Raw genomic sequence first — 18,811 nt, 5'->3', positions numbered from 1 at the left:
GGTTCGTCACGCGCAGGTTCGGACGGTGATCATCCCTCCTTGGCGAACCGCAGGAGCTGCGGCAGGTCGAAGCTGCCGTCGTCGCGGGCCATCGGTGCCTGCGGCCTCCAGTTGGGCTCCACGCTGAGGTACGACAGCGGGTCCTCGTTGAGGAGACCGATGAGGACCTCGGCGACGATTCGCCCACCGACCGGTCCGAGCGTCTTGCCGTCCGCGAGCGTCTCGGCCTCCTTGAGGATGTAGAACCACAGAGGCGGATGCATGCGGAGGTCCTCGCTGAGGTCGCCGATCCCGAGCGTGGCCGCGTCGAGCGGGTCGACGCCCATCGCGCGGGCGACCGTGTTGCCGGCCGGAAGCCCGAGCGCGACCCCGCGCTGCAGGTTGCGCTCCGCGAGGGCGTGCGGCGGGTGTGCCGACACCGAGAGCGGAAGGTCCGCCAAGGGCCGCGCGAGCTGCGTATCGATGGGCAGCGACGCCTGCGCAGGAGTATCCGAGCCAGGCATGTCGACCATGAACTTCCACTCGACCGCCCACTGGGGAGGCAGGCGACGGAAGCCGTTGAGGTTCGACAGCTCGTCGGGCGGCAGCTCCGTGCCGAAGATCGGGATGGGGCCCTGCGCCCCTCGTGCGTTCCGGACGAAGTCGTTGATGTGGTAGCGGCCGCGGATCATCGAGTGCCCGAACCGGTAGGCCGCCACGGCGAACTCCACCGGGATGTAGGCCTCGTGGGCCGGCTCGTAGAACTGGAACGTTGGCCGTACCAAGGACGTCGTCGCCCCGTCGGGGCCGGAGACGAAGGTCTCCGTGCGCAGGATGTCGTCGACGACCGCCTGACCGACGATCCGCCGGAGGAAGTCGTGCACGACCACCCACTGGTAGTGCCACCTGACCAGGCGCTGGGTCTCCTTGAACGCGTCGTCGCCAGTGAGCGGGGTGGTCGCTCCCACGACGTCGGCGACGCGGTTGTGGAACTGCAGCATCGAGACGTGGAGCTGTGACACGAGCAGGTTCTCGTCGTTGCGGGGATCCCCGATGAGCGCCCGCCCGAAGAAGACCTCCTCACCGCTCGTGCGCTGCCGCGGCTCGTTCCTCGGGAGGTCGGGCCCCGCACCGCTGGTCTCGGTCGGGACGACGCCGACGTCCTCACCGAGCCGCATCTTCGTCACCGGGCCGGAGTCGTCGTACAGGTACGGCTGGTCCGCGGGACCGCGCCCGTACAGCGAGTCCAGGTCGAACCGCGGCGTACGGAAGTTGTGCAGCGCGTCCGGGTCGTTCTGACGACGCAGGCTCGACACCGGGTCGAACGTGATGTCGTGGTCGACGAACTGCCCGAAGTAGGTGTATCCGGACGGGATGTCGGGGTTCTCTGCGGCGGGTGGTCCGGCCGGCTCGACCATGCGCTGTGCCAGAGCGGTCATGTCGTCGGCGGCATGCTCGAACACCGGGAGGTGTCGGAACATCCGTCCGAAGCGGCCGGACTTGAACGACGACGACGGGATCATGTCGATCCCCCGCTGTGACGCCCCGTGGTGGACCGGCCTCGTGGGCGTGGTCGGCTCGGGCGCCGGTGTGGGCGGGCGCTCCTCGGCGGAGGTCGTCTCGTGCCCGGTGGTTGTGGCCATGGTGCTCTCCTCGCAGGTGGATTCCCGAGACACCGGCACGACAGCGCCGGCGTGGTGGCGGTCGAGGGCCCGCCGATCTCGAGCCTGCCCCGCACGAGGGTCACGATCAGGCGTGATTGCAATCGGACAAATCAGCCAGGTCGTGTCAGGCCAGGCGAGCTTCGCCGACGAGATCCTCGGCCAGGGCCGCGGTCAGCTCGTCGTAGGTGAGCCCGCAGCCGAGCAGGTAGTGGAGCTTCGTGTACGCCGCCTCCACGGTCATCGCCCCACAGCTGACCACGCCTCCCTCCACCAGGACCCGACCGGCGGCGTACCGGGTCAGATCGACCACGGCCGCCGGTGTCTGGCTCACCGCCACCACCGGGATCCCCGCGTCGCGCAGGTCCAGCAGTCGTGACTCGGCCACCGGGTCACGCGGGGCGGTCCCGCCCCCGAACACCCGCACCACCACACCGGCCGGCTCCCGTGACCAGGCGAGCTGGTCGTGCCAGTGGTCGAGAGTGACGGTGGCGAGGGCGACGAACCGCTCCGCGGCGTACGCCTGGAAGCGGTCGACCGGCAGGAGTGCCGACCGGCGCCGGCTGGTGCCCGGGTCACCGGCGAAGCCGTCGAGGTCGGTGGTGGAGCGCTTCCATGCCGTCGCGGCGGCGAGAACGCGCCCGGCGAACGCGACCGAGACCCCGGGCCGGTCCTCGATGGCGGCGTCGAGCGCGAGCCTCAGGTTGTCCGCCACGTCGCTCCCCGGCTCGTTCGGGCCACGCTGGGCTCCGGTGAGCACCACCGGACGCGGGGCGTCGGCCAGCGCGTACGCGAGAGCGCCGGCGCTGAAGGCCATGCTGTCCGTGCCGTGCACGAGGACGACACCGGCGACCGACGGGAGCGCCGCACGGATCTGCCGCTGCCACCGGTTCCAGTCCTGCGGACCCATCTCCGCGCTGTCTCGCAGCGGGAGGTCGAGGACCAGCTCGGCCGGGACGTGACGGACCGCCGCCCATCCGTCGACCACCGCCCGCAGCACGTCGACGCCCTCGGCACTGACCTCCAGGCCGCCGCCGGATCCCGGCGACATGGTGGCGGTGCCGCCGGTGACGATGACGAGGACGCCGCGCCGCCCGCCGAGTCCCGGCGACGTCCGGACATCGGCACGTCCGCGTGTCGTCAGGCCGTCGGTCACGGCGCCGAGGCTACCGGTCCCGTTCGCCCGCCACCTGTCCGGACGTCGAGCACAGGACGGTAGCGGTCGTACAGGCTGACGATCAGCGTCAGGAGGAACACGAAGAAGAAGCCAGCCGTGAGGAAGAACTGCTCGTTGTTCGGGAGGACCAGGCTCGCCACCAGCACCAGTCCGATGTTGAGCGCCGACAGCGCGAAGAACGTGGTGACCGCAGACTCGAGTCCACCACCGCGTCGGGCTGTCCACAGTCCGAGGAAGGAGTTCACGACCACCAGCACGGTGCAGCTCACGGCGATGTCGAACGGCGACGTACGCACGCTCGGCACGATGTTGGCGATGATGATGCTCACGAGCGCGACGATCACGGTCTTCTCGCCCAGCTGGGCATCCAGGACCTTGCCGTGCGCGACCCGGAACGCCGCGCGTTCCCGCTCCCTGTCGATCTCGGCGGGGATCGGTGGCGCCACGACCTGCCAGGCGTGGTCGGGTGGGGCGAGCCGCGGTCGTACGACGAACCAGAAGACCGCCGCGAGGACGAGTGCCGCGAAGACCATCGCGGGCAGGAACCAGTCGACGTCACGGATGGTGTCGGTCAGGTCGAGCTTGAAGACGTGGATCCACGCCTCCTGCGGGATCTTGATGACGACCCAGATCACCGCTGCCGCGGCGATCCACCAGCGCATCGAGAAGCGCTTCGGGTCCCATCGCAGACGCACGAGCTCGTAGAAGATGAAGAAGTACTCGAACGTGTTGGGGAAGACCAGCAGCAGCCACCGGTGGGTGCCGCCGGTCAGCTCGAAGATCGTCGTCCCCACCAGGCGGTAGAAGAAGAGGAACCGGGCCACCTCGAACGCCGGGCGGCTCGTCCAGTTGCGCATCGTGGCCACGTAGGCGAGCGAGAGGTAGAAGACGTCGAGCGCCTTGTCATAGCTCTGGTAGTGCGTGAGGTCGAGCGACGTGAAGGTCTGGAAGATCGTCTGGTCGACACCGTCGAGCAGCATGCAGGCGACGATCCCCGGCAGGGGGAACGTGAAGATCAGCAACGGGACCAGCAGGCGCGCGGCGACCACTGCCCAGAACACCGTCATGTCCACCGACTCGTTCATCCGCGTCCTCCTAGTCGGCGCCCAGCTGCGCGACGAGCGGAGCGTCGAGAGGTCTCACGGCAGGTGCTCCTCGGTGAGCGCGTCCCAGCCGGTCGCGATCGGCACCGTCCGGGCGTCCAGCCAGTGCTCGTGCTGGTCGAGCGAATGAGGGCTGGCAGGATCACCGGCCGCACCGAACGGGACCCCCCACCTGCTCCGGGAGCGGTCGGACAGGTCCCAGATCCACCGAGCGACTGACCCTCGCGAACAGACGTCGCTGACTCCCGGGATCGTCGCGGTCGACCGCACGGTGTCGGTGTCACCCGAGAGACCTGTTCTGGGCAGTCGGGCGAACGCGGCACCGGGCACGCCGGCGAGCACGCGCTGGGGCTCGAGCCGATGACGGTCGCCCCAGGCCTCACCGCCGTCTCGGGCCGCCGCGTCCTCCAAGGCGTCGCGCGCCACGGCAGCACAGTCGATGCCGAGCGGGCCGGCCGGCCCGTCGGCGGCGAGGAGCACGCCCAGGCCGTCGGCGATCCTCGCGCGCACGTCGAACCACGGGTCGAGCACCGGTCCCATCTCGTGGGGGGCGTGCAACGCCGCCAGCGCGGGCAGATCGGCCAGCCGACCCACCAGTGCGCTGCGCCAGGCGGCGAAGGCGGCAGCCTCCACGCTCGCGGCGTCCATCCGCCCGTCCCACGCCCGCAGGCGTGCGGCCAGCTCGTGAGCCCGCGCCGAGACGGCGGCATCCCCGGGCGCTGGGAGGTGATGGAGGAGGCCGACTGCGCTCGAGGAGAGCGTGTCGCGGTGGATGTCGTGCATGTCCTCGACGGCGAGCGCTCCTCGTCCGTCGAGCAGCTCGTCCAGGAGCGTACGGATCCGCCTCGCCCGGTGCGGCGGAGAGTAGGCGTGCCCGAGCCGCAGCGCCGGGTCCTCGGGGCGCTCGTTCGCATCGACGGCGCAGTCGTGGATCGCGCGAGAGGGCGGCAGCCGCCTCCACGCGACCTTCTCGACCCCGGCTTCCCAGCCGTCGCGAGATCGACGTCGGGCCGTGGCACCGGTCTCCGGCACGCGCCCGGCAGTCAGGCTCAGCACCTTCCCGTCCTGGTCGGCGGTCAGCACCCGGTTCACCGGGTCGACCCAGCGACCGAAGGCGGCGGCGACCTCCTCGGCCGACCGCGCCTGCAGGAGCGGCCGCAGCGCGGCGGTCCCCAGGTCGGAGGTGGCGCGTGCGGGGAACCGCGCCGAGTAGGCGAAGACCTCGTACCCCGGCCGCTCGGGACCGAAGCCCGGGCCGAGACCGGGGCCTGCGACGACGAGGCCCCTCGGCGTCTCGATCCAGCCGGCCGCCACCGGATCGTCATCGCGTACAGCGATCACCTCCTCCCCCGACGCCACGGCCTCCCACCCGGCCGGGCCGTACGCCTGGACCTCCCCGCTCTCGGTGCGACGGAGGCGCTCGCGGAAGACGTCGACGTGGTGAGCGGCCGCGTTCGTGATGCCCCACGCGACCTTCTCCGCATGACCGAAGTGCGGGACACCCGGCACTCCCGGGAAGGCGAGGCCGACCACGTCCACACCCGGGCATGCCAGGCGGATCTGCTGGTAGACGGCGGGAATCCCGATGGTGCGGTGCGGGTCTCCGGCGAGCAGCGGGGCGCCGGTGCTCGTCCGTGAGCCGTGCAGCGCCCACGCGTTGCTCCCGGACCCGGTCGCGGTGTCGGCGTGGAAGACGTCGACGAACGCGTCGCCGAGAGCTCGCCGGACGTGCTCTCGCCAGAGCAGCGAGGGCAGGTCGGAGAACAGGAGGTGCGTGACGTGCAGGATCCCCAGCGGCGCCCACTCGGGCCAGCGAGCCTCGGGGAGGACGGCGTTCACCCCGTCGACGTAGGCCGAGACCCACGCCCGGTCGTCGGGGTCGAGGGCCTCTGACGCCCGCCGTGCGGTGTCCGCGATCCGCGCGCTCCGGGCGAAGCGGTCCCACGCGACGCCATCGCGCCCGATGTGCTCGGCGAGGGTGCCCTGCGCTCGCCAGTGCTCGACCTGGATCTGGTCACCGCGGTCGCGAGCCGTCACCCGTCCCTGCGCCTCCGCCAGCTCGAGGAGGGACTCCGCACGCACGTGCGGCACCCCGTACGCGTCGCGGAACAGGCGGGCGTTCATGCCCGAAGTGTGGCATCACCTACCGTGTTCGGGTGAGCTCAGACGAGACAAGGCACGGAGTGCACGCCAACACCCGTACGGTCGAGGACGGTGTCGTCACCGACTTCTCCGACCGCATGAGCTACGGCGGCTACCTCGATCTCGACACCCTGCTGTCGGCGCAGCGGCCGATCAGCAGGCCGGAGCACCACGACGAGCTCCTCTTCATCGTGCAGCACCAGACCACCGAGCTCTGGCTCAAGCTGGTGCTGCACGAGCTGGAGAGTGCGTGCGCCCTCCTCCGCGCCGACGAGCTCGGACCGGCGCTCAAACGCATCGCGCGCGTGAAGCACGTCCAGCGCACGCTGGCGGAGCAGTGGTCGGTCCTCGCGACGCTGACGCCGACCGAGTACGCGGAGTTCCGCGGCGTCCTCGGCAACGCGAGCGGGTTCCAGTCGTACCAGTACCGCGCGGTCGAGTTCGTCCTCGGCAACAAGAACGAGGCGATGCTGGCCGTCTTCGACGCCGACCCGGCCCACCGGGAGATCCTGCGGCACGTCCTCGAGGCACCGAGCCTGTACGACGAGTTCCTCCGTTATCTGGCTCGGGCCGGCTACGCCATCCCCGCCGACGTGCTCGAGCGCGACGTCACCAAGGCGTGGACCTTCCGCCCCGACCTGGTGCCGGTCCTCGCGTCGATCTACTCCGACGCAGACGACCACTGGTCGGCGTACGAGACCTGCGAGGAGCTCGTCGACCTCGAGGACAACTTCCAGCTGTGGCGGTTCCGTCACCTCAGGACGGTCTCGCGCATCATCGGGACCAAGCGCGGCACGGGTGGCTCGAGCGGGGTGCCCTTCCTGCAGCGTGCCCTGGAGCTGACGTTCTTCCCCGAGCTGTTCGCCGTACGGACCGAGATCGGCGGCTGACCCGTGGCGGGTCTCCTTCCGCCGTTCGTGGACCACCACGTCCACCTCCAGCTGATCGACGTGCCGCAGCTCCTCGCGGGCGGACTGGGAGGCGTGGTCGATCTCGGCGGTGCACCGCCGGCCGTGGCCTCCCTCGCCGCCGCTGCCGACGCGGCGGGGCTGCCGTACGTCCGGCACGCCGGTGCGTTCCTCGCTGCGCCCGGCGGCTACCCGAGCGCACGGCCCTGGTGCCCGGACGGCGCCGTGCGTGAGATCCGCTCCCCCGCCGATGCCGCGGAGGCGGTCGCCGAGCAGGTCGCGAGCGGTGCGACGGTCGTCAAGGTGACGTTGAATACCGACGCCGGACCGGTGCCGGACCGATCGACGCTCGCCGGCGTCGTCACTGCGGCGGAGCGGCACGGAGTCCCGGTCGCCGCCCACGTGGAGGGGACGGGGATGACCGAGCTCGCCGTCGAGGTGGGCATCCACGCGCTCGCCCACACCCCGTGGACCGAGCCGCTCGACGCCTCGCTCGTGCAGAGCGCGGTGGACCAAGGACAGCGATGGGTCACGACGCTCGACATCCACCGCGACAGCGGGTCGGGCCAGCAGACCGCCGTCACGAACCTCGGGGTCTTCCACGCCGCGGGCGGTCGCGCGCTGTACGGCACCGACCTCGGCAACGGTGACCTCCCGCTCGGCGTCAATCCGCGCGAGATCGCCGCGATGATCCGCGCCGGTCTCGATCGCGAGACCATCCTCGACGCCCTGACCGACCCGTGGCCCATGACCCTGCATCCCGATGGCATGGCCACTCGGATCCCCATCGACGAACCCCCGCGGGAGGCCGATGTCCCGATGTGGTTCGCCTCGGCACAAGCGGTCCGTCAGCGCTGACGGCTGCGGCTCTCGACGCGCCTGCCGACGCCTCGGCTCGATCGAGCCGCGCGGGCCGTGGCATAGGCAGGCTCTCGCACACGGCGCACCCAGGCGTACGTCTCCAGGCCGGGCAGGGTGCAGCGCACCGGGTCGAAGTCGACCGAGGCGTCGGCGCCGACACCGGGCGCAGCGGGGAGCTCCAGGACAGCGAAGGCGTGCCACGGCCCCGCGAGACGCGCCCACGACAGCCGGACCCTGCCGTCTCCGTCCATGTGCTCAGCCCCGATCAGCACCGGGCCGCCAGCGGTGCGGTACGGCAGCAAGGTGGTCAGCGGCCGTGCCGTCGGGACGCGGCTCGCCGTCAGGAAGAACCGGCCGACGCCGCCCCACCCGGTCGAGGCGAGCAGCAGGTCCCCGTGCCGACCTGGTCCGGTCGGCACCCGCAGGGCCAACCCATGCACGTCCGGAACCCTGGCTGGTAGCCCCACCGCTCTCGAGGTCCGGGCGAGCACCCGGTCGACACCCGCACCGTCGATCCAGGCGACACCGCTCGCACGGGCGCGGTCCTGCACCCTGCTGCGGGTCAGCGTCGCCTCCACGACCGCACCACGCGGGTGCAGCGGCTTCGCGGTGAACCGTCGGAGCGCAGCGAGGCCGAACGACGCCCCGGCGAGCAGACCGCCACCCACGTGAGCGGGGACAGCGGCTATGGAACGGGGCGACGTCATGTCTGAGCGGGTACCCCGTGGTGGCGTCTGCGACACTCGCCGAGGATCTGCTGCCTGTTCTCGAGGAGTGCCGATGAGCCTCACCGTCCCTGCCCTGGTCACCGCGTCCGCCGGAGCTCCCTTCGAACGCGCGACCATCGACCGCCGCGCTCTTGGTCCCGGCGACGTGCTCATCGACATCGCGTACGCCGGGATCTGCCACTCGGACATCCATCAGGCGCGCGAGGAGTGGGGCACCGCGATCTTCCCGATGGTCCCCGGCCACGAGATCGCCGGGGTCGTCGCCGAGGTCGGCGAGGCCGTGACGCGGTACGCCGTCGGCGACCGCGTCGGCGTGGGGTGCTTCGTCGACTCGTGTCGCGAGTGCGAGACCTGTCGTGCCGGTGAGGAGCAGTACTGCCTCAGCGGCAACGTGCCGACGTACAACGGGCGCGATGCGGACGGGACCCCCACCTACGGCGGCTACTCGACGCAGATCGTCGTCGATGAGGCGTACGTCCTCGGGATCCCCGAAGGCATCTCGCTCGATGTCGCTGCGCCGCTGCTGTGCGCGGGCATCACGACGTACTCCCCTCTCAAGCACTGGAAAGCTGGCCCGGGGACGAAGGTCGCCGTGGTCGGCATGGGCGGTCTCGGGCACCTCGCGGTCAAGATCGCGCACGCGCTCGGTGCTGAGGTGACGGTCATCAGCCACACGCTGTCCAAGAAGGACGACGGGATCCGCTTCGGGGCCGACCACTACGAGACCGGGGACCGCGAGACGCTCAAGCGCCTGCGGGGCTCGTTCGACCTGATCATCAACACCGTCTCGGCGGACCTCCCCGTCGACGCCTACCTCCGCGCGCTGAGGCTCGACGGGACGATGGTCTTCGTCGGAGCACCGGAGAACAAGCAGTCGTTCCGCGCGTTCTCGTTGATCGGCGGGCGACGGAGCCTTGCCGGGTCCAACATCGGAGGGATCCGCGAAACCCAGGAGATGCTGGACTTCTGCGCGCAGCACGGCATCGGCGCCGAGATCGAGACCATCGGCGCCGACGACGTCGACAAGGCGTACGACCGGGTCGTCGCCTCGGACGTGCGCTACCGCTTCGTGATCGACACGTCCACCATCCCGGCGCGATGACGCTCGAGTGAACCGCAGGGTGCGGTCACCTACTGGCGCGATGCAGGCTCGAACGCGCCGTCGCGAGCCACCCCGAGAGCGTGCAGGTAGTCGCGGAACCGACGGCGGTGGATGCGGTCTCGATCCTCGATGGCCCGCCGTGACGGCCCGTGCACTCGCCGGAAGACGAACCCGCCCGCCTCGTCGCGCTCGACTCCGAGTCGGCCGGCATGCACGGCCAGGTGGCAGGCCCGGCAGAGTCCCACCAGATTGACGAGATCGGTCCGGCCGCCGTCCCGTTCCCACCACGAGACGTGATGAAGCTCGAGGTTGGTGTGACTGCACCCGGGTGCGGCGCAGTGCCCGTCCTGCTGCACGCGGACTGCCACCCGTTGGGCGCGGGTCGCGAGTCGTCGTGTGCGTCCAACGTTGAGCACCGCGGCATAGGGTGTCCTCCCGCTCGTCGTCCCGTGCGTGAGGACCGTCGTGTGGTCCCCCTCGCAGGCGAGGTAGCCATAGAGGTCCGGGCCGATCACGCCGTACCCCTGGAGCGTGGGCGGGGCGGACCCGGGCTGGTGCGACAACCACTCGGCCTCCACGGTGACGTGCAACTGCGGTCGCACGCCCTTGTCGCCGGGGATGCCGTCCGCGATCGCGGTGTCCAGCAGCTCGTGGAGAGCGTCGGTCCGACGCTGCGACGCGGGACGCTCGTCGGCGCACGAGGCGCTCCCAGCCGGGCCGTCCGCCTCACCGGGGCCGGTCGATCGCGGCGCCGATGCCGCGACGAGGAACGACGCCAGCTTGGCGCCGAGAACGATGTCGACGAACCCCGCTAGGTGGTAGCCGTCACCTGCGCGGGTGACCTGCACGTCCCGTCTGTCCATCCCCCGCCGCCAGGCCTCGTCGACCTTGGACGGATGGGTCACCTCGTCGAGTCGGTCGATCGCCACGGCGAGGTCGCTTGGAGCCGCCTGCTTGGCCAGCGGCAGCAAGATCTGCTGCGTCGCGTCGGCAAGCACGGCGGTGTCCACGCGCCGAAGGCCGCCGGTGAACTGGGCGACGTGATCGAGTCGTATCTCGCCGGCGAGCATCGCCTCACCGACTCCCGGAAGTACCTGCATCGTGCGCCCGGCGGCTCGCAGCCGCGCCGTGGACGCCGCACTCAGCCGCAGCTCGCGGCGCGCCCACGACAACGTGGACGAGGCGCCGTCATCCGCGTAAGCCCCCGTCTCGTCCATCTGGCGCAGCAGCCTCGCGCGAAGCCCCTCGGCGCGGTCGGACATCGCTTGGAGAGTCCTCAACGCGGCCCGGGTCTGCATGGTGTCGGCAAACTCGTGAGGCATCTCCACGACCGCATCGAACGCCTCGTTGAGCGCAGCATATCGGCTGGAATCGAACATACGTTCATCGTGGCGCATCGGAACGGCGCGGCGGCCGGTCGTCGAACGACCTGTGGAACAGTCCCGCGGTCGGCGACCTGTGGACCAGTTCCGATCACCCCACGCTCGCTGCCATCCGTTCGACGATCTCGGACAGGATCGGCTTCGACGTCGCGGCGGTGACCCGGACGTGACCCGCTCCCCCGGTCCCGAACGTCGGACCCGAGCCGAGGGCGACCCGTCCGCGCTCGAGGAAGGTCTCGGCCGGATCGTCCCCGAGTCCGAGCGCGCGACAGTCCAACCACGCCAGATAGGTGGCCTCCGGCTCCCGCAGCCGTACGCCGGGGAGCCGTTGCGCGAGCTCGTCGGCCAGGTGGGAGCGGTTCGCGGACAGGGCGGCGAGCACCTCGTCGAGCCACTCCCCTCCGTCGCGCAGCGCAGCGGTGTGCCCGATGACCCCCAGGTGACGGGGGCCGTGGGCCACGACCTCGGGCATCCGTCCCAGGTCGTCCCCGGCGGCCGAGCCCGCGCGGACCGCACCGGCCTTCGCGCCGGCGAGGTTCCACGCCTTGGAGGCCGACATCACCGCGAAGGCGTCGTCGGTCCCTTCGAGCGACAGGTACGGGGTGAACCGGACGCCGTCCAGCACGATCGGCGCGTGGATCTCGTCCACGACGACGCGGACCCCGTGCTCGTGCGCGAGCCGCGCGACCGACGCGAGCTCGTCGGGACGGTGAGCGGTCCCTGTCGGGTTCTGCGGGTTGCAGAGGAGGTACGCCACCGGCAGTCCGGTCGTCGCGGCGCGGGCGAACGCCTCACCGAGCGCCTCGAGGTCCAGGCGCCCGTCAGCGCCGAGGGGCGCGTCCACCGGACGCCGGCCGATCTTGGAGACGAAGCCGAAGAACGGCGGATAGACCGGTGGGTTCACGACCACCGGCGAGCCGGGCTCGGTGACCAGCTGGAGCACCTCCGACACGCCGGTCATCACGTCAGCCACCATCGCCGACCGCTCGACGCTGACCCCGTCCCAACCCCACCGTGTCGACGCGAAGGCCGCCAAGGCTTCGACGTACCCCGTACCGCTGGGGTAGCCCGTGTCTCCCCGGCGCAGCGCGTCGCTCAGCGCACGCACCACCGGCTCGGCGAGGACGACGTCCATCTCGGCCACGAAGGCGGGCAGGACGTCAGGCGGGTGGAGACGCCACTTCACACTCGTCCGCGCGTGCAGGTCGTCGAGGCTGAGCATCTCGAGCGGATTCACCCCGCCATCGTGCCGCACCGGGCCGCGCGTCGTCTGTGCGATCCGCTGTGCTCTGTCAGGCTCGATGCCATGACCTCGCACGACCTCACCTCGACCGACACGCGGCTCAACCGGCGGATCACCGGCCCTCTCCTCTTCGCCTTCATCCTCGGCGACGTGCTCGGCGCCGGGATCTACGCGCTCGTCGGCGTCCTCGCAGGAGACGTCGGCGGCGTGATCTGGCTCCCGCTGCTGATCGCGCTGCTCCTCGCCCTGCTGACGGCGGGCTCCTACGCGGAGCTGGTCACCAAGTATCCGCGAGCAGGCGGTGCGGCGGTCTATGCCGAACGCGCCTTCGGCTCCCCGTTGCTCGCGTTCCTCGTCGGGTTCTCCATGCTGGCCGCCGGGGTGACGAGCGCTGCCGGGCTGTCGCTCGCGTTCTCCGGCGACTACCTCGGCACGTTCGTCGACGTCCCGACGACCCTGGCCGCCGTCCTCTTCCTCGCGGCGGTGGCCGCGCTCAACGCACGAGGTATCCGCGAGTCCATGGGGACCAACCTCGTGATGACCGTCATCGAGGTGAGCGGGCTGGTCCTCGTCGTGGTCGCCGTCGGGATCATGGTCGGCGACGGACGCGGTGACGTTGGGCGGGTGACCGAGTTCCCCGAGGGCGCGGCGCCGCTGACCGCTACGCTGGGAGCGGCGATCATCGCCTACTACTCGTTCGTGGGGTTCGAGACGTCGGCGAACATCGTCGAGGAGGTCCGCGATCCATCGCGGATCTATCCCCGGGCGCTCTTCGGTGCTCTGGTCGTCGCCGGGATGGCCTACGTGGCGGTCGGGATGGCGAGCGCGATCGCCCTTCCGCCCTCAGAGCTGTCGGAGTCCACCGGACCCTTGACCACCGTCGTCGACGCGACCGACCTCGGCATCCCGGACGAGCTGTTCAGCGCCATCGCGCTGGTCGCGGTCGCGAACGGTGCGCTGCTGACGATGATCATGGCGAGCCGCCTGACGTACGGCATGGCGGAGCGCGGGCTGCTGCCACCGGTCCTCGGTGCGGTCCTGCCGCGCCGGCGGACGCCGTGGGTGGCCATCCTCGCCACCACCGCCGTGGCGATGGGGCTGACCCTCGTGGGCGATCTCGCCACCCTCGCGGAGACCGTGGTGCTGCTGCTCCTCTTCGTGTTCATCAGCACCAACGTCGCGGTCCTCGTCCTGCGGCGTGACGTCGTGGACCACGACCACTTCAGGGTCTGGTCGTTCGTCCCGGTGCTCGGCGTGATCTCGTGCGTCGTCCTCCTCACCCAGCAGAGGGGCATGGTGTGGGTCTTCGGAGCGGCGCTGCTCGCCGTGGGGGTCGTCCTGCACCTGCTGGCGCGGCTCGTAGGACCGAGCGGCGGCGACGACCGCGAGGACTCCCAGGACGCCCAGGACTCCGAGAGCCGCTAGCCCGCGCTACCTCACGGCAGTCAGGCCCACGGTCCGCCGCGGGCTGACCGCCGTCCGGTACGACCCGCGCGCCGGCCGGACCTCGAGGTGCAGGTGCGGCCCGTCCGGCGCTCCTCGGGCCCCGCTGCGCCCGATCAGGTCACCTCTGCTCACACGCTCGCCGTGCTTCACCCGGCGTGATCGCAGGTGGCCGAGGAGGACGTCACGCCCGCGCGAACGGATCACGACCGCCCGAGTGCCGTACGCCGATCCGAGACCGCGGGTCACGACGCGCCCGGACACCCCGGCGTAGACCGGCGTGCCGCGGGGCATGTCGATGTCGAGCCCGTGGTGGAACCCCCTGCCGCCGGCGCAGCGCCTCGAAGGCGGGTACCACGGCGCGCGGGTGCAGCCGAACGGGATCATCCGCCGGTGGGCGCCGGCGAACCACCGCGAGGCGTAGCAGCGCGTGTCGCTCGTCCAGAAGCGCTTCACTCCCGAAGGGGTTCGGCCCGGGCCCACCCTGCACGCCGGGGCAACGCGCTGAGCCGGCGCCGACTGCGTGGTCGGCGCTGCCTGCGCAGTCGGCGCCGCCTGCCAGGGCCCGATCCGGACCGTGGTCCCGTTGCCGATATCGAGGGACTCCGTCGTGCGGACGACGACAGGCGGCTGTCCCTCGGCGAGCTGGATCGCGAGCACGGTGATCCGCTCCGTCTCGGCCCCGGCGAGGCTGCCCGTCCACTCGACGTTGGCATACGCCTCACCCGCCGGCGGCACGGGCACGACCTCCGTCGGTGTGCGCTCCCCCGTACGCTGCCGGTGCTCGGCCGCCAGCTCGAGCGGGTCGCCGCTCTCCCCCCGTCCCCCGATGCCGGGGAACCCGTCGACGACGCAGGCCGAGCCGGTGTTGTTGCGCAGCACCGCCCTCGCGTAACGGTGTCCCAGTGCCGGCTCCGCGGAGGTGAGGGCCACGCTGACGTCCCGCGGTCCGCACGAGCGGGCAGTCGCTTGCTGCGTCGCCTGGAGGCGGAGGACACCGACGTCCGGCGGGGCCTGCTCGCTCGGGGTCGCCGCGGTGGCGGACACCGTCGCGGGCTCCGTGCGTTCGTCGCTCGACGACCCGCACGCGGAGAGGACCAGCAGCGCGCTCGCGAGGAGCGGGAGGCACGCACGTCGCATCTCTGCAACCTACGCGACGCCCGCTCCACCGGCCGGGGTCGTGACTCAAACCCTCGGCGTACCGAGATGGACCACCTTCGTCGTCGTCATCTCGTCGAGCAGCTCGGGTCCGTACCCGAAGCCCGACCCGCTCGCCCCCCGAGGCTGCGCGGCACCGCCCGGCGCGCCTCCGAACGCGGCGTTGACCTTCACCGTGCCGACCTGCAGCTCCCGCCACGCGCGCTGGGCGTGCTCCATATCGGCGGTGAGCACCACCGCCGCCAGCCCGTACGGCCCCGTCATCGCCGCCGTCAGGGCGGTGTCGAAGTCCGGCACCACCCGCACCGGGGCCACCGGCCCGAAGGTCTCCTCACGCATGACCGTCATCGCATCGGTGCAGTCGGTGAGGACCGTCGCCGGATAGAACGTGCCCGGACCGTCGGGTACCTCACCGCCGGCGAGCAACGTCGCACCGTCCACGATCGCCTCGGACACCTGGTCGTGGACGCTCCGGCGCATGCGCTCGTCGACCAACGGCCCGAGCTCGGTCGCAGGCTCGACGCCCGAGCCGGCCGCCAGCGCCTTCGCGCGCCGGACCAGCGCGTCGAGGAAGTCGGCGGCGACCGGCTCGGCAACGTAGATCCGCTCGATCGAGGTGCAGATCTGCCCGGCGTTGGCGAACGCGCCGAGCGCCGCCTGCTCGGCTGCCCACACCGGATCGACCCCGGCGTCGACGATCATCGGGTCGTTCCCGCCGTTCTCCAGCACGGCCTTGGCACCGGTGCGCGCCGCGGCCTGCGCGATCGCCCGCCCGGTCAGGGTCGAACCGACGTGCGCGACGACGTCGACGAGCGGGTCCGCAGCGAGCGCGGCCCCGGTACGGCCGTCGCCGACGAGGACCTGCAGCACTCCGGGCGGCAGCACCTCGGCGAACGCCCGGGCCAGCTCGACGCCCGTGTGCGGGCTGCGCTCGGAGGGCTTGAAGACGACCGTGTTGCCAGTCACCAGCGCAGCGCCGATCAGTCCGCACGGCACCGCGACGGGATCGTTCCACGGCGTGATCGCGGCGACGACGCCCCGTGGTTGCGGCACCATCAGATCGGTCGCGTCCCAGCCTCCCTGCAACGACCGGCCGCGGTGGAGGGGACCGAGCTCGGCGTACTGGCGCAACGTCGCGACACCGGCGTCGACTCCCCCGCGAGCGTCCGCGGGCGGCTTGCCCATCTCGCGGGTAGTGAGGACGGCAAGTGCGTCAGCGGACGCGGCAAGCCGGGCGGCGGCCTCCGCCACGCACGCGGCACGCTCGGCCGGCGCGGTACGCGCCCAGTCCAGCGCAGCCTTGGCGGCGGCCTCGACCGCCGCCCCGACCTCGGCCGGCGCGGCGCACTCCAGAGTGCCGACGAGCGAGCCGTCCGCGGGATCGAGGACGGTCAGCAGGTCGGAGTCGTACGGTTCAGCGCCAGGCACAGCGGCTCCCTCGGCGTCGGGGTAAGGGTCGTCCGCCCCGTACCCCGACGCCGGCTGGCCAATCAGGCACCTCAGCCGATCCGCACGACCACCTTGCCGCGGGTGTGGCCCTTCTCGACCGTGCGGTGTGCATCGGCGGCGTGCTCGAGATCGAAGACCTCAGCGATCTCGACCTTGACGACACCCTGATCGATCAGCGTCGCCAGCTCGGCGAGGTCGTCGGCGTCGGGGCGGACCCAGACGTAAGCGCCGCCGAGCTCGTCACGGGCACGCGGGTCGGTGATCGAGACGATCCGGCCGCCGTCGGCGAGGAGGTCCGGCGCGGTGTCCACGGCCTCGCCGCCGACGTAGTCGAGGATGACGACGAACCAGCCGGTTGCCACCGCGCGAGCCCTCTCGACGAGACCGTCGCCGTACGCGACCGGCTCGGCACCGAGCGAGCGCACGTAGTCGTGGTTGTGCTCGGACGCCGTACCGACGACCCGGGCACCCGCGTGCACGGCGAGCTGCACCGCGAACGAGCCGACGCCTCCGGCCGCAGCATGGACCAGCACCGTCTGACCCGCGACGAGACCCGACCGCCGGATCGTCTGCAGGGCGGTCAGTCCCGCGAGCGGGACGCCTGCGGCCTCCTCGAACCCGATGGTCGACGGCTTCTTGGCCAGGGTGCGGACGGGGACGGCGACGTACTCGGCGAGCGTGCCGCCGGAGACCACGTCCTTGCGGGCGTACGCGAACACCTCGTCGCCGACCTCCAGCTCCGGGGTGTCGAGACCGACCTTGTCGACCACACCCGCGACGTCCCAGCCGGGGACGGCCGGCAGATCGACGTCGATCAGTCCCTGCAGGTGACCCTCTCGAACCTTGTAGTCGACGGGGTTGACGCCTGCGGCGATCACCTTGACCACGACCGTGTCGGGGCCGATGTGCGGCTCCGGCAGGTCGCGGAGGCTCAGGACGTCAGCGCTTCCGAACTCCTCGTACGCGATAGCTCTCATGCAGGGACGAACCGTGCCGGGCAGCCGCGCATTCCGAACGTGCCCGACGCCAATGCCCCGGCGAGGTCATCTCTCGCCGTAGCGGGAGAGGAGCTCGGCACCGATCCTGCGGAGCTCCTCCTTCACCGCGTCTCCCTCGACGACCTCGACCCGTGCTCCCCAGCCGGCGAGCTGCTCGGCGACCGACACCGCCGTGTGGGCCGCGACCCTGACACGGGCCCGGCCGTCCGCGGCCGGCGGCTCGGGAGTGCAGTGCTGACCGAAGTGGTCACGCAGGACGGGGACGAATCGCCTGTCGACGAGCACGACGGCGGACACCAGGGATCGTCGGCGCTCCATCGTGGTCACCACGTCCGCCCACGCCTCCTCCAGCGCGAGGTCGTCGGGTCGCTCGGCCGACTCGTCGGTGACCTCCGCCGTACGCACCCGGTCCACGCGGAACGTTCGTCGACCCCGCTCGGTCCCCGCCAGGAGATACCAGCGGTCGTCCTTGTCGACGAGCCCCCAGGGGTCCACGAGCCGCTCGGTCTCACCGCCGCGACCCTCGTACACGAGGCGGACGCGTCGACGCCGGACCACGGCGTCCTGGAGGCGCTCGACGAGCGGGGGCCGCGACCGGTCGGCTCCACCCCACGGGGTCGCGTCGACGTGGACCGCCTCGGCCGCCGCCTCGGCGTCCTCGCGGAACGTGCGTGGGAGTGCTCGGACGAGCTTGCGCAGCGCCGCCTTGAGCTCCGGGGATCCGGACGCCGCCGGGCCTGCGAGCAGGAAGAGCGTCCGGGCCTCCGACGCGGTGAGGCCCGTCAGGTCCGTCCGGGCGCCGCCGACGAGCGACCAGCCCCCGTGACGCCCTGGTCGCGCATAGACCGGGACACCGGCGGACGACAGAGCCGTCAGGTCACGCCGCGCGGTCGCCACCGAGACCTCGAGCTCCGACGCCACCTCGGCAGCGGTGACCTGTCCCCGCGACTGCATGAGCAGGAGGGTGGCGACAAGACGGTCCGCACGCATGTCCCGATCTTGTCAAAGAAAGTGCTCAGAAGGTGATCACTTAACGGGGCAGGCTGGGATCACCACCCCATCAGAGAGGACCACCACCATGCTTCGCGGACTCGCCACCATCAGCTTCTACGCCGACGACCTCGCCGCTGCCCGAGACTGGTACGCCGAGGTGCTCGGCGCCGACCCGTACTACGCGTTCCCTTCCGAGGGGGCGCCCGGCTACATCGAGTTCCGGGTCGGCGACTACGAGCACGAGCTCGGCATCATCGACGCGCGGTACGCGCCCGCGGACCGTCCGTCCGGGCCGGCCGGAGCCGTCACCTACTGGCATGTCGACGACCTGCAGGCAGCACACGACCGTCTCCTCGCCCTCGGCGCGACCCCGCACCTGCCGATCACCGAGCAGGGTGGCGGCACGGGATTCGTGACGGCGTCGGTCGTCGACCCCTTCGGCAACCTCCTGGGCATCATGAACAATCCGCACTACCTGGAGGTG

Annotated in this window: 16 protein-coding genes; 5 read left to right on the top strand and 11 right to left on the bottom strand. The window is 71.4% G+C overall.

The window, feature by feature from the left end:
* Window positions 1–29 precede the first annotated feature (29 nt).
* The 4 genes from PV363_RS01725 to PV363_RS01710 all read right to left on the bottom strand — a co-directional run bounded on the left by PV363_RS01725 (window position 30) and on the right by PV363_RS01710 (window position 6,044).
* Window positions 30–1,622 carry a heme peroxidase family protein gene (locus tag PV363_RS01725; RefSeq protein WP_301021566.1) on the bottom strand — a complete coding sequence of 531 codons (1,593 nt, stop codon included), beginning with the start codon at window positions 1,620–1,622 and terminating at the stop codon, window positions 30–32.
* A 145-nt stretch (window positions 1,623–1,767) separates the two neighbouring features.
* Window positions 1,768–2,796 carry an asparaginase domain-containing protein gene (locus PV363_RS01720; RefSeq protein WP_220341775.1) on the bottom strand — a complete coding sequence of 343 codons (1,029 nt, stop codon included), beginning with the start codon at window positions 2,794–2,796 and terminating at the stop codon, window positions 1,768–1,770.
* Complete coding sequence (locus PV363_RS01715; RefSeq protein ID WP_220341776.1) at window positions 2,793–3,902, bottom strand: hypothetical protein; 1,110 nt, start codon at window positions 3,900–3,902, stop codon at window positions 2,793–2,795. Before PV363_RS01715 ends, PV363_RS01720 begins: the two co-directional genes overlap by 4 nt.
* A 54-nt stretch (window positions 3,903–3,956) precedes the next feature.
* Window positions 3,957–6,044 carry a penicillin acylase family protein gene (locus PV363_RS01710; protein ID WP_301021565.1) on the bottom strand — a complete coding sequence of 696 codons (2,088 nt, stop codon included), beginning with the start codon at window positions 6,042–6,044 and terminating at the stop codon, window positions 3,957–3,959.
* 32 nt (window positions 6,045–6,076) lie between these two features.
* Here PV363_RS01710 and kynA point away from each other — a divergent pair, with 32 nt between their 5' ends.
* Together kynA and PV363_RS01700 are read left to right on the top strand one after the other, a co-directional pair.
* Entirely contained in the window at window positions 6,077–6,952 is an 876-nt protein-coding gene (kynA, locus tag PV363_RS01705) for a tryptophan 2,3-dioxygenase (RefSeq protein ID WP_301021564.1), read from the top strand.
* A 3-nt stretch (window positions 6,953–6,955) separates the two neighbouring features.
* Window positions 6,956–7,828, top strand: coding sequence for a hypothetical protein (locus PV363_RS01700; RefSeq protein WP_301021563.1), 873 nt, complete (start codon window positions 6,956–6,958; stop codon window positions 7,826–7,828).
* Here PV363_RS01700 and PV363_RS01695 read toward each other — a convergent pair.
* Window positions 7,819–8,538, bottom strand: coding sequence for a hypothetical protein (locus PV363_RS01695; protein ID WP_301021562.1), 720 nt, complete (start codon window positions 8,536–8,538; stop codon window positions 7,819–7,821). The genes PV363_RS01700 and PV363_RS01695 overlap by 10 nt on opposite strands.
* 73 nt (window positions 8,539–8,611) lie before the next feature.
* Here PV363_RS01695 and PV363_RS01690 point away from each other — a divergent pair, with 73 nt between their 5' ends.
* The gene (locus tag PV363_RS01690; protein WP_220341780.1) at window positions 8,612–9,661 is read left to right on the top strand and encodes an NAD(P)-dependent alcohol dehydrogenase; all 1,050 of its coding nucleotides are present in this window, start codon (window positions 8,612–8,614) and stop codon (window positions 9,659–9,661) included.
* A gap of 29 nt (window positions 9,662–9,690) precedes the next feature.
* Here PV363_RS01690 and PV363_RS01685 read toward each other — a convergent pair whose 3' ends face one another.
* Both PV363_RS01685 and PV363_RS01680 read right to left on the bottom strand, forming a co-directional pair.
* Entirely contained in the window at window positions 9,691–11,040 is a 1,350-nt protein-coding gene (locus PV363_RS01685; protein WP_301021561.1) for an HNH endonuclease signature motif containing protein, read from the bottom strand.
* 94 nt (window positions 11,041–11,134) lie between these two features.
* On the bottom strand, window positions 11,135–12,280 hold the full coding sequence (locus tag PV363_RS01680) for an aminotransferase class I/II-fold pyridoxal phosphate-dependent enzyme (protein ID WP_301021560.1): 1,146 nt from the start codon (window positions 12,278–12,280) through the stop codon (window positions 11,135–11,137).
* A gap of 69 nt (window positions 12,281–12,349) precedes the next feature.
* Between PV363_RS01680 and PV363_RS01675 the strand changes: the two genes are divergently transcribed.
* Window positions 12,350–13,711 carry an APC family permease gene (locus PV363_RS01675; RefSeq protein ID WP_220345156.1) on the top strand — a complete coding sequence of 454 codons (1,362 nt, stop codon included), beginning with the start codon at window positions 12,350–12,352 and terminating at the stop codon, window positions 13,709–13,711.
* A 6-nt stretch (window positions 13,712–13,717) separates the two neighbouring features.
* Here PV363_RS01675 and PV363_RS01670 read toward each other — a convergent pair whose 3' ends face one another.
* From PV363_RS01670 to PV363_RS01655, 4 genes are all read right to left on the bottom strand, one after another.
* Window positions 13,718–14,869 (bottom strand): peptidoglycan DD-metalloendopeptidase family protein, encoded by a 1,152-nt coding sequence (locus tag PV363_RS01670; protein ID WP_301021559.1) that lies wholly within the window; start codon window positions 14,867–14,869, stop codon window positions 13,718–13,720.
* Window positions 14,870–14,914: 45 nt separating this feature from the next.
* Window positions 14,915–16,315 (bottom strand): aldehyde dehydrogenase family protein, encoded by a 1,401-nt coding sequence (locus tag PV363_RS01665; RefSeq protein ID WP_301021558.1) that lies wholly within the window; start codon window positions 16,313–16,315, stop codon window positions 14,915–14,917.
* 71 nt (window positions 16,316–16,386) lie between these two features.
* Entirely contained in the window at window positions 16,387–17,313 is a 927-nt protein-coding gene (locus tag PV363_RS01660; RefSeq protein ID WP_301021557.1) for an NADP-dependent oxidoreductase, read from the bottom strand.
* Between the two features lie 66 nt (window positions 17,314–17,379).
* The gene (locus tag PV363_RS01655; RefSeq protein ID WP_301021556.1) at window positions 17,380–18,324 is read right to left on the bottom strand and encodes a WYL domain-containing protein; all 945 of its coding nucleotides are present in this window, start codon (window positions 18,322–18,324) and stop codon (window positions 17,380–17,382) included.
* 88 nt (window positions 18,325–18,412) lie between these two features.
* Between PV363_RS01655 and PV363_RS01650 the strand changes: the two genes are divergently transcribed.
* On the top strand, window positions 18,413–18,811 hold a 399-nt coding region (locus PV363_RS01650), incomplete at its 3' end, for a VOC family protein (protein ID WP_301021555.1).

The sequence above is a fragment of the Mumia sp. genome (genome assembly GCF_028803055.1).
GTDB lineage: Bacteria > Actinomycetota > Actinomycetes > Propionibacteriales > Nocardioidaceae > Mumia.
This window is presented reverse-complemented; position numbering and strand designations above follow the sequence as displayed.

Coding starts and splice junctions, on each gene's coding strand:
- PV363_RS01655 (WP_301021556.1), bottom strand. CDS start 18,324: ATGCGTGCGGACCGTCTTGTCGCCACCCTCCTGCTCATGCAGTCGCGG.
- PV363_RS01670 (WP_301021559.1), bottom strand. CDS start 14,869: ATGCGACGTGCGTGCCTCCCGCTCCTCGCGAGCGCGCTGCTGGTCCTC.
- PV363_RS01675 (WP_220345156.1), top strand. CDS start 12,350: ATGACCTCGCACGACCTCACCTCGACCGACACGCGGCTCAACCGGCGG.
- PV363_RS01725 (WP_301021566.1), bottom strand. CDS start 1,622: ATGGCCACAACCACCGGGCACGAGACGACCTCCGCCGAGGAGCGCCCG.
- PV363_RS01660 (WP_301021557.1), bottom strand. CDS start 17,313: ATGAGAGCTATCGCGTACGAGGAGTTCGGAAGCGCTGACGTCCTGAGC.
- PV363_RS01685 (WP_301021561.1), bottom strand. CDS start 11,040: ATGTTCGATTCCAGCCGATATGCTGCGCTCAACGAGGCGTTCGATGCG.
- PV363_RS01690 (WP_220341780.1), top strand. CDS start 8,612: ATGAGCCTCACCGTCCCTGCCCTGGTCACCGCGTCCGCCGGAGCTCCC.
- PV363_RS01715 (WP_220341776.1), bottom strand. CDS start 3,902: ATGAACGAGTCGGTGGACATGACGGTGTTCTGGGCAGTGGTCGCCGCG.
- PV363_RS01710 (WP_301021565.1), bottom strand. CDS start 6,044: ATGAACGCCCGCCTGTTCCGCGACGCGTACGGGGTGCCGCACGTGCGT.
- PV363_RS01695 (WP_301021562.1), bottom strand. CDS start 8,538: ATGACGTCGCCCCGTTCCATAGCCGCTGTCCCCGCTCACGTGGGTGGC.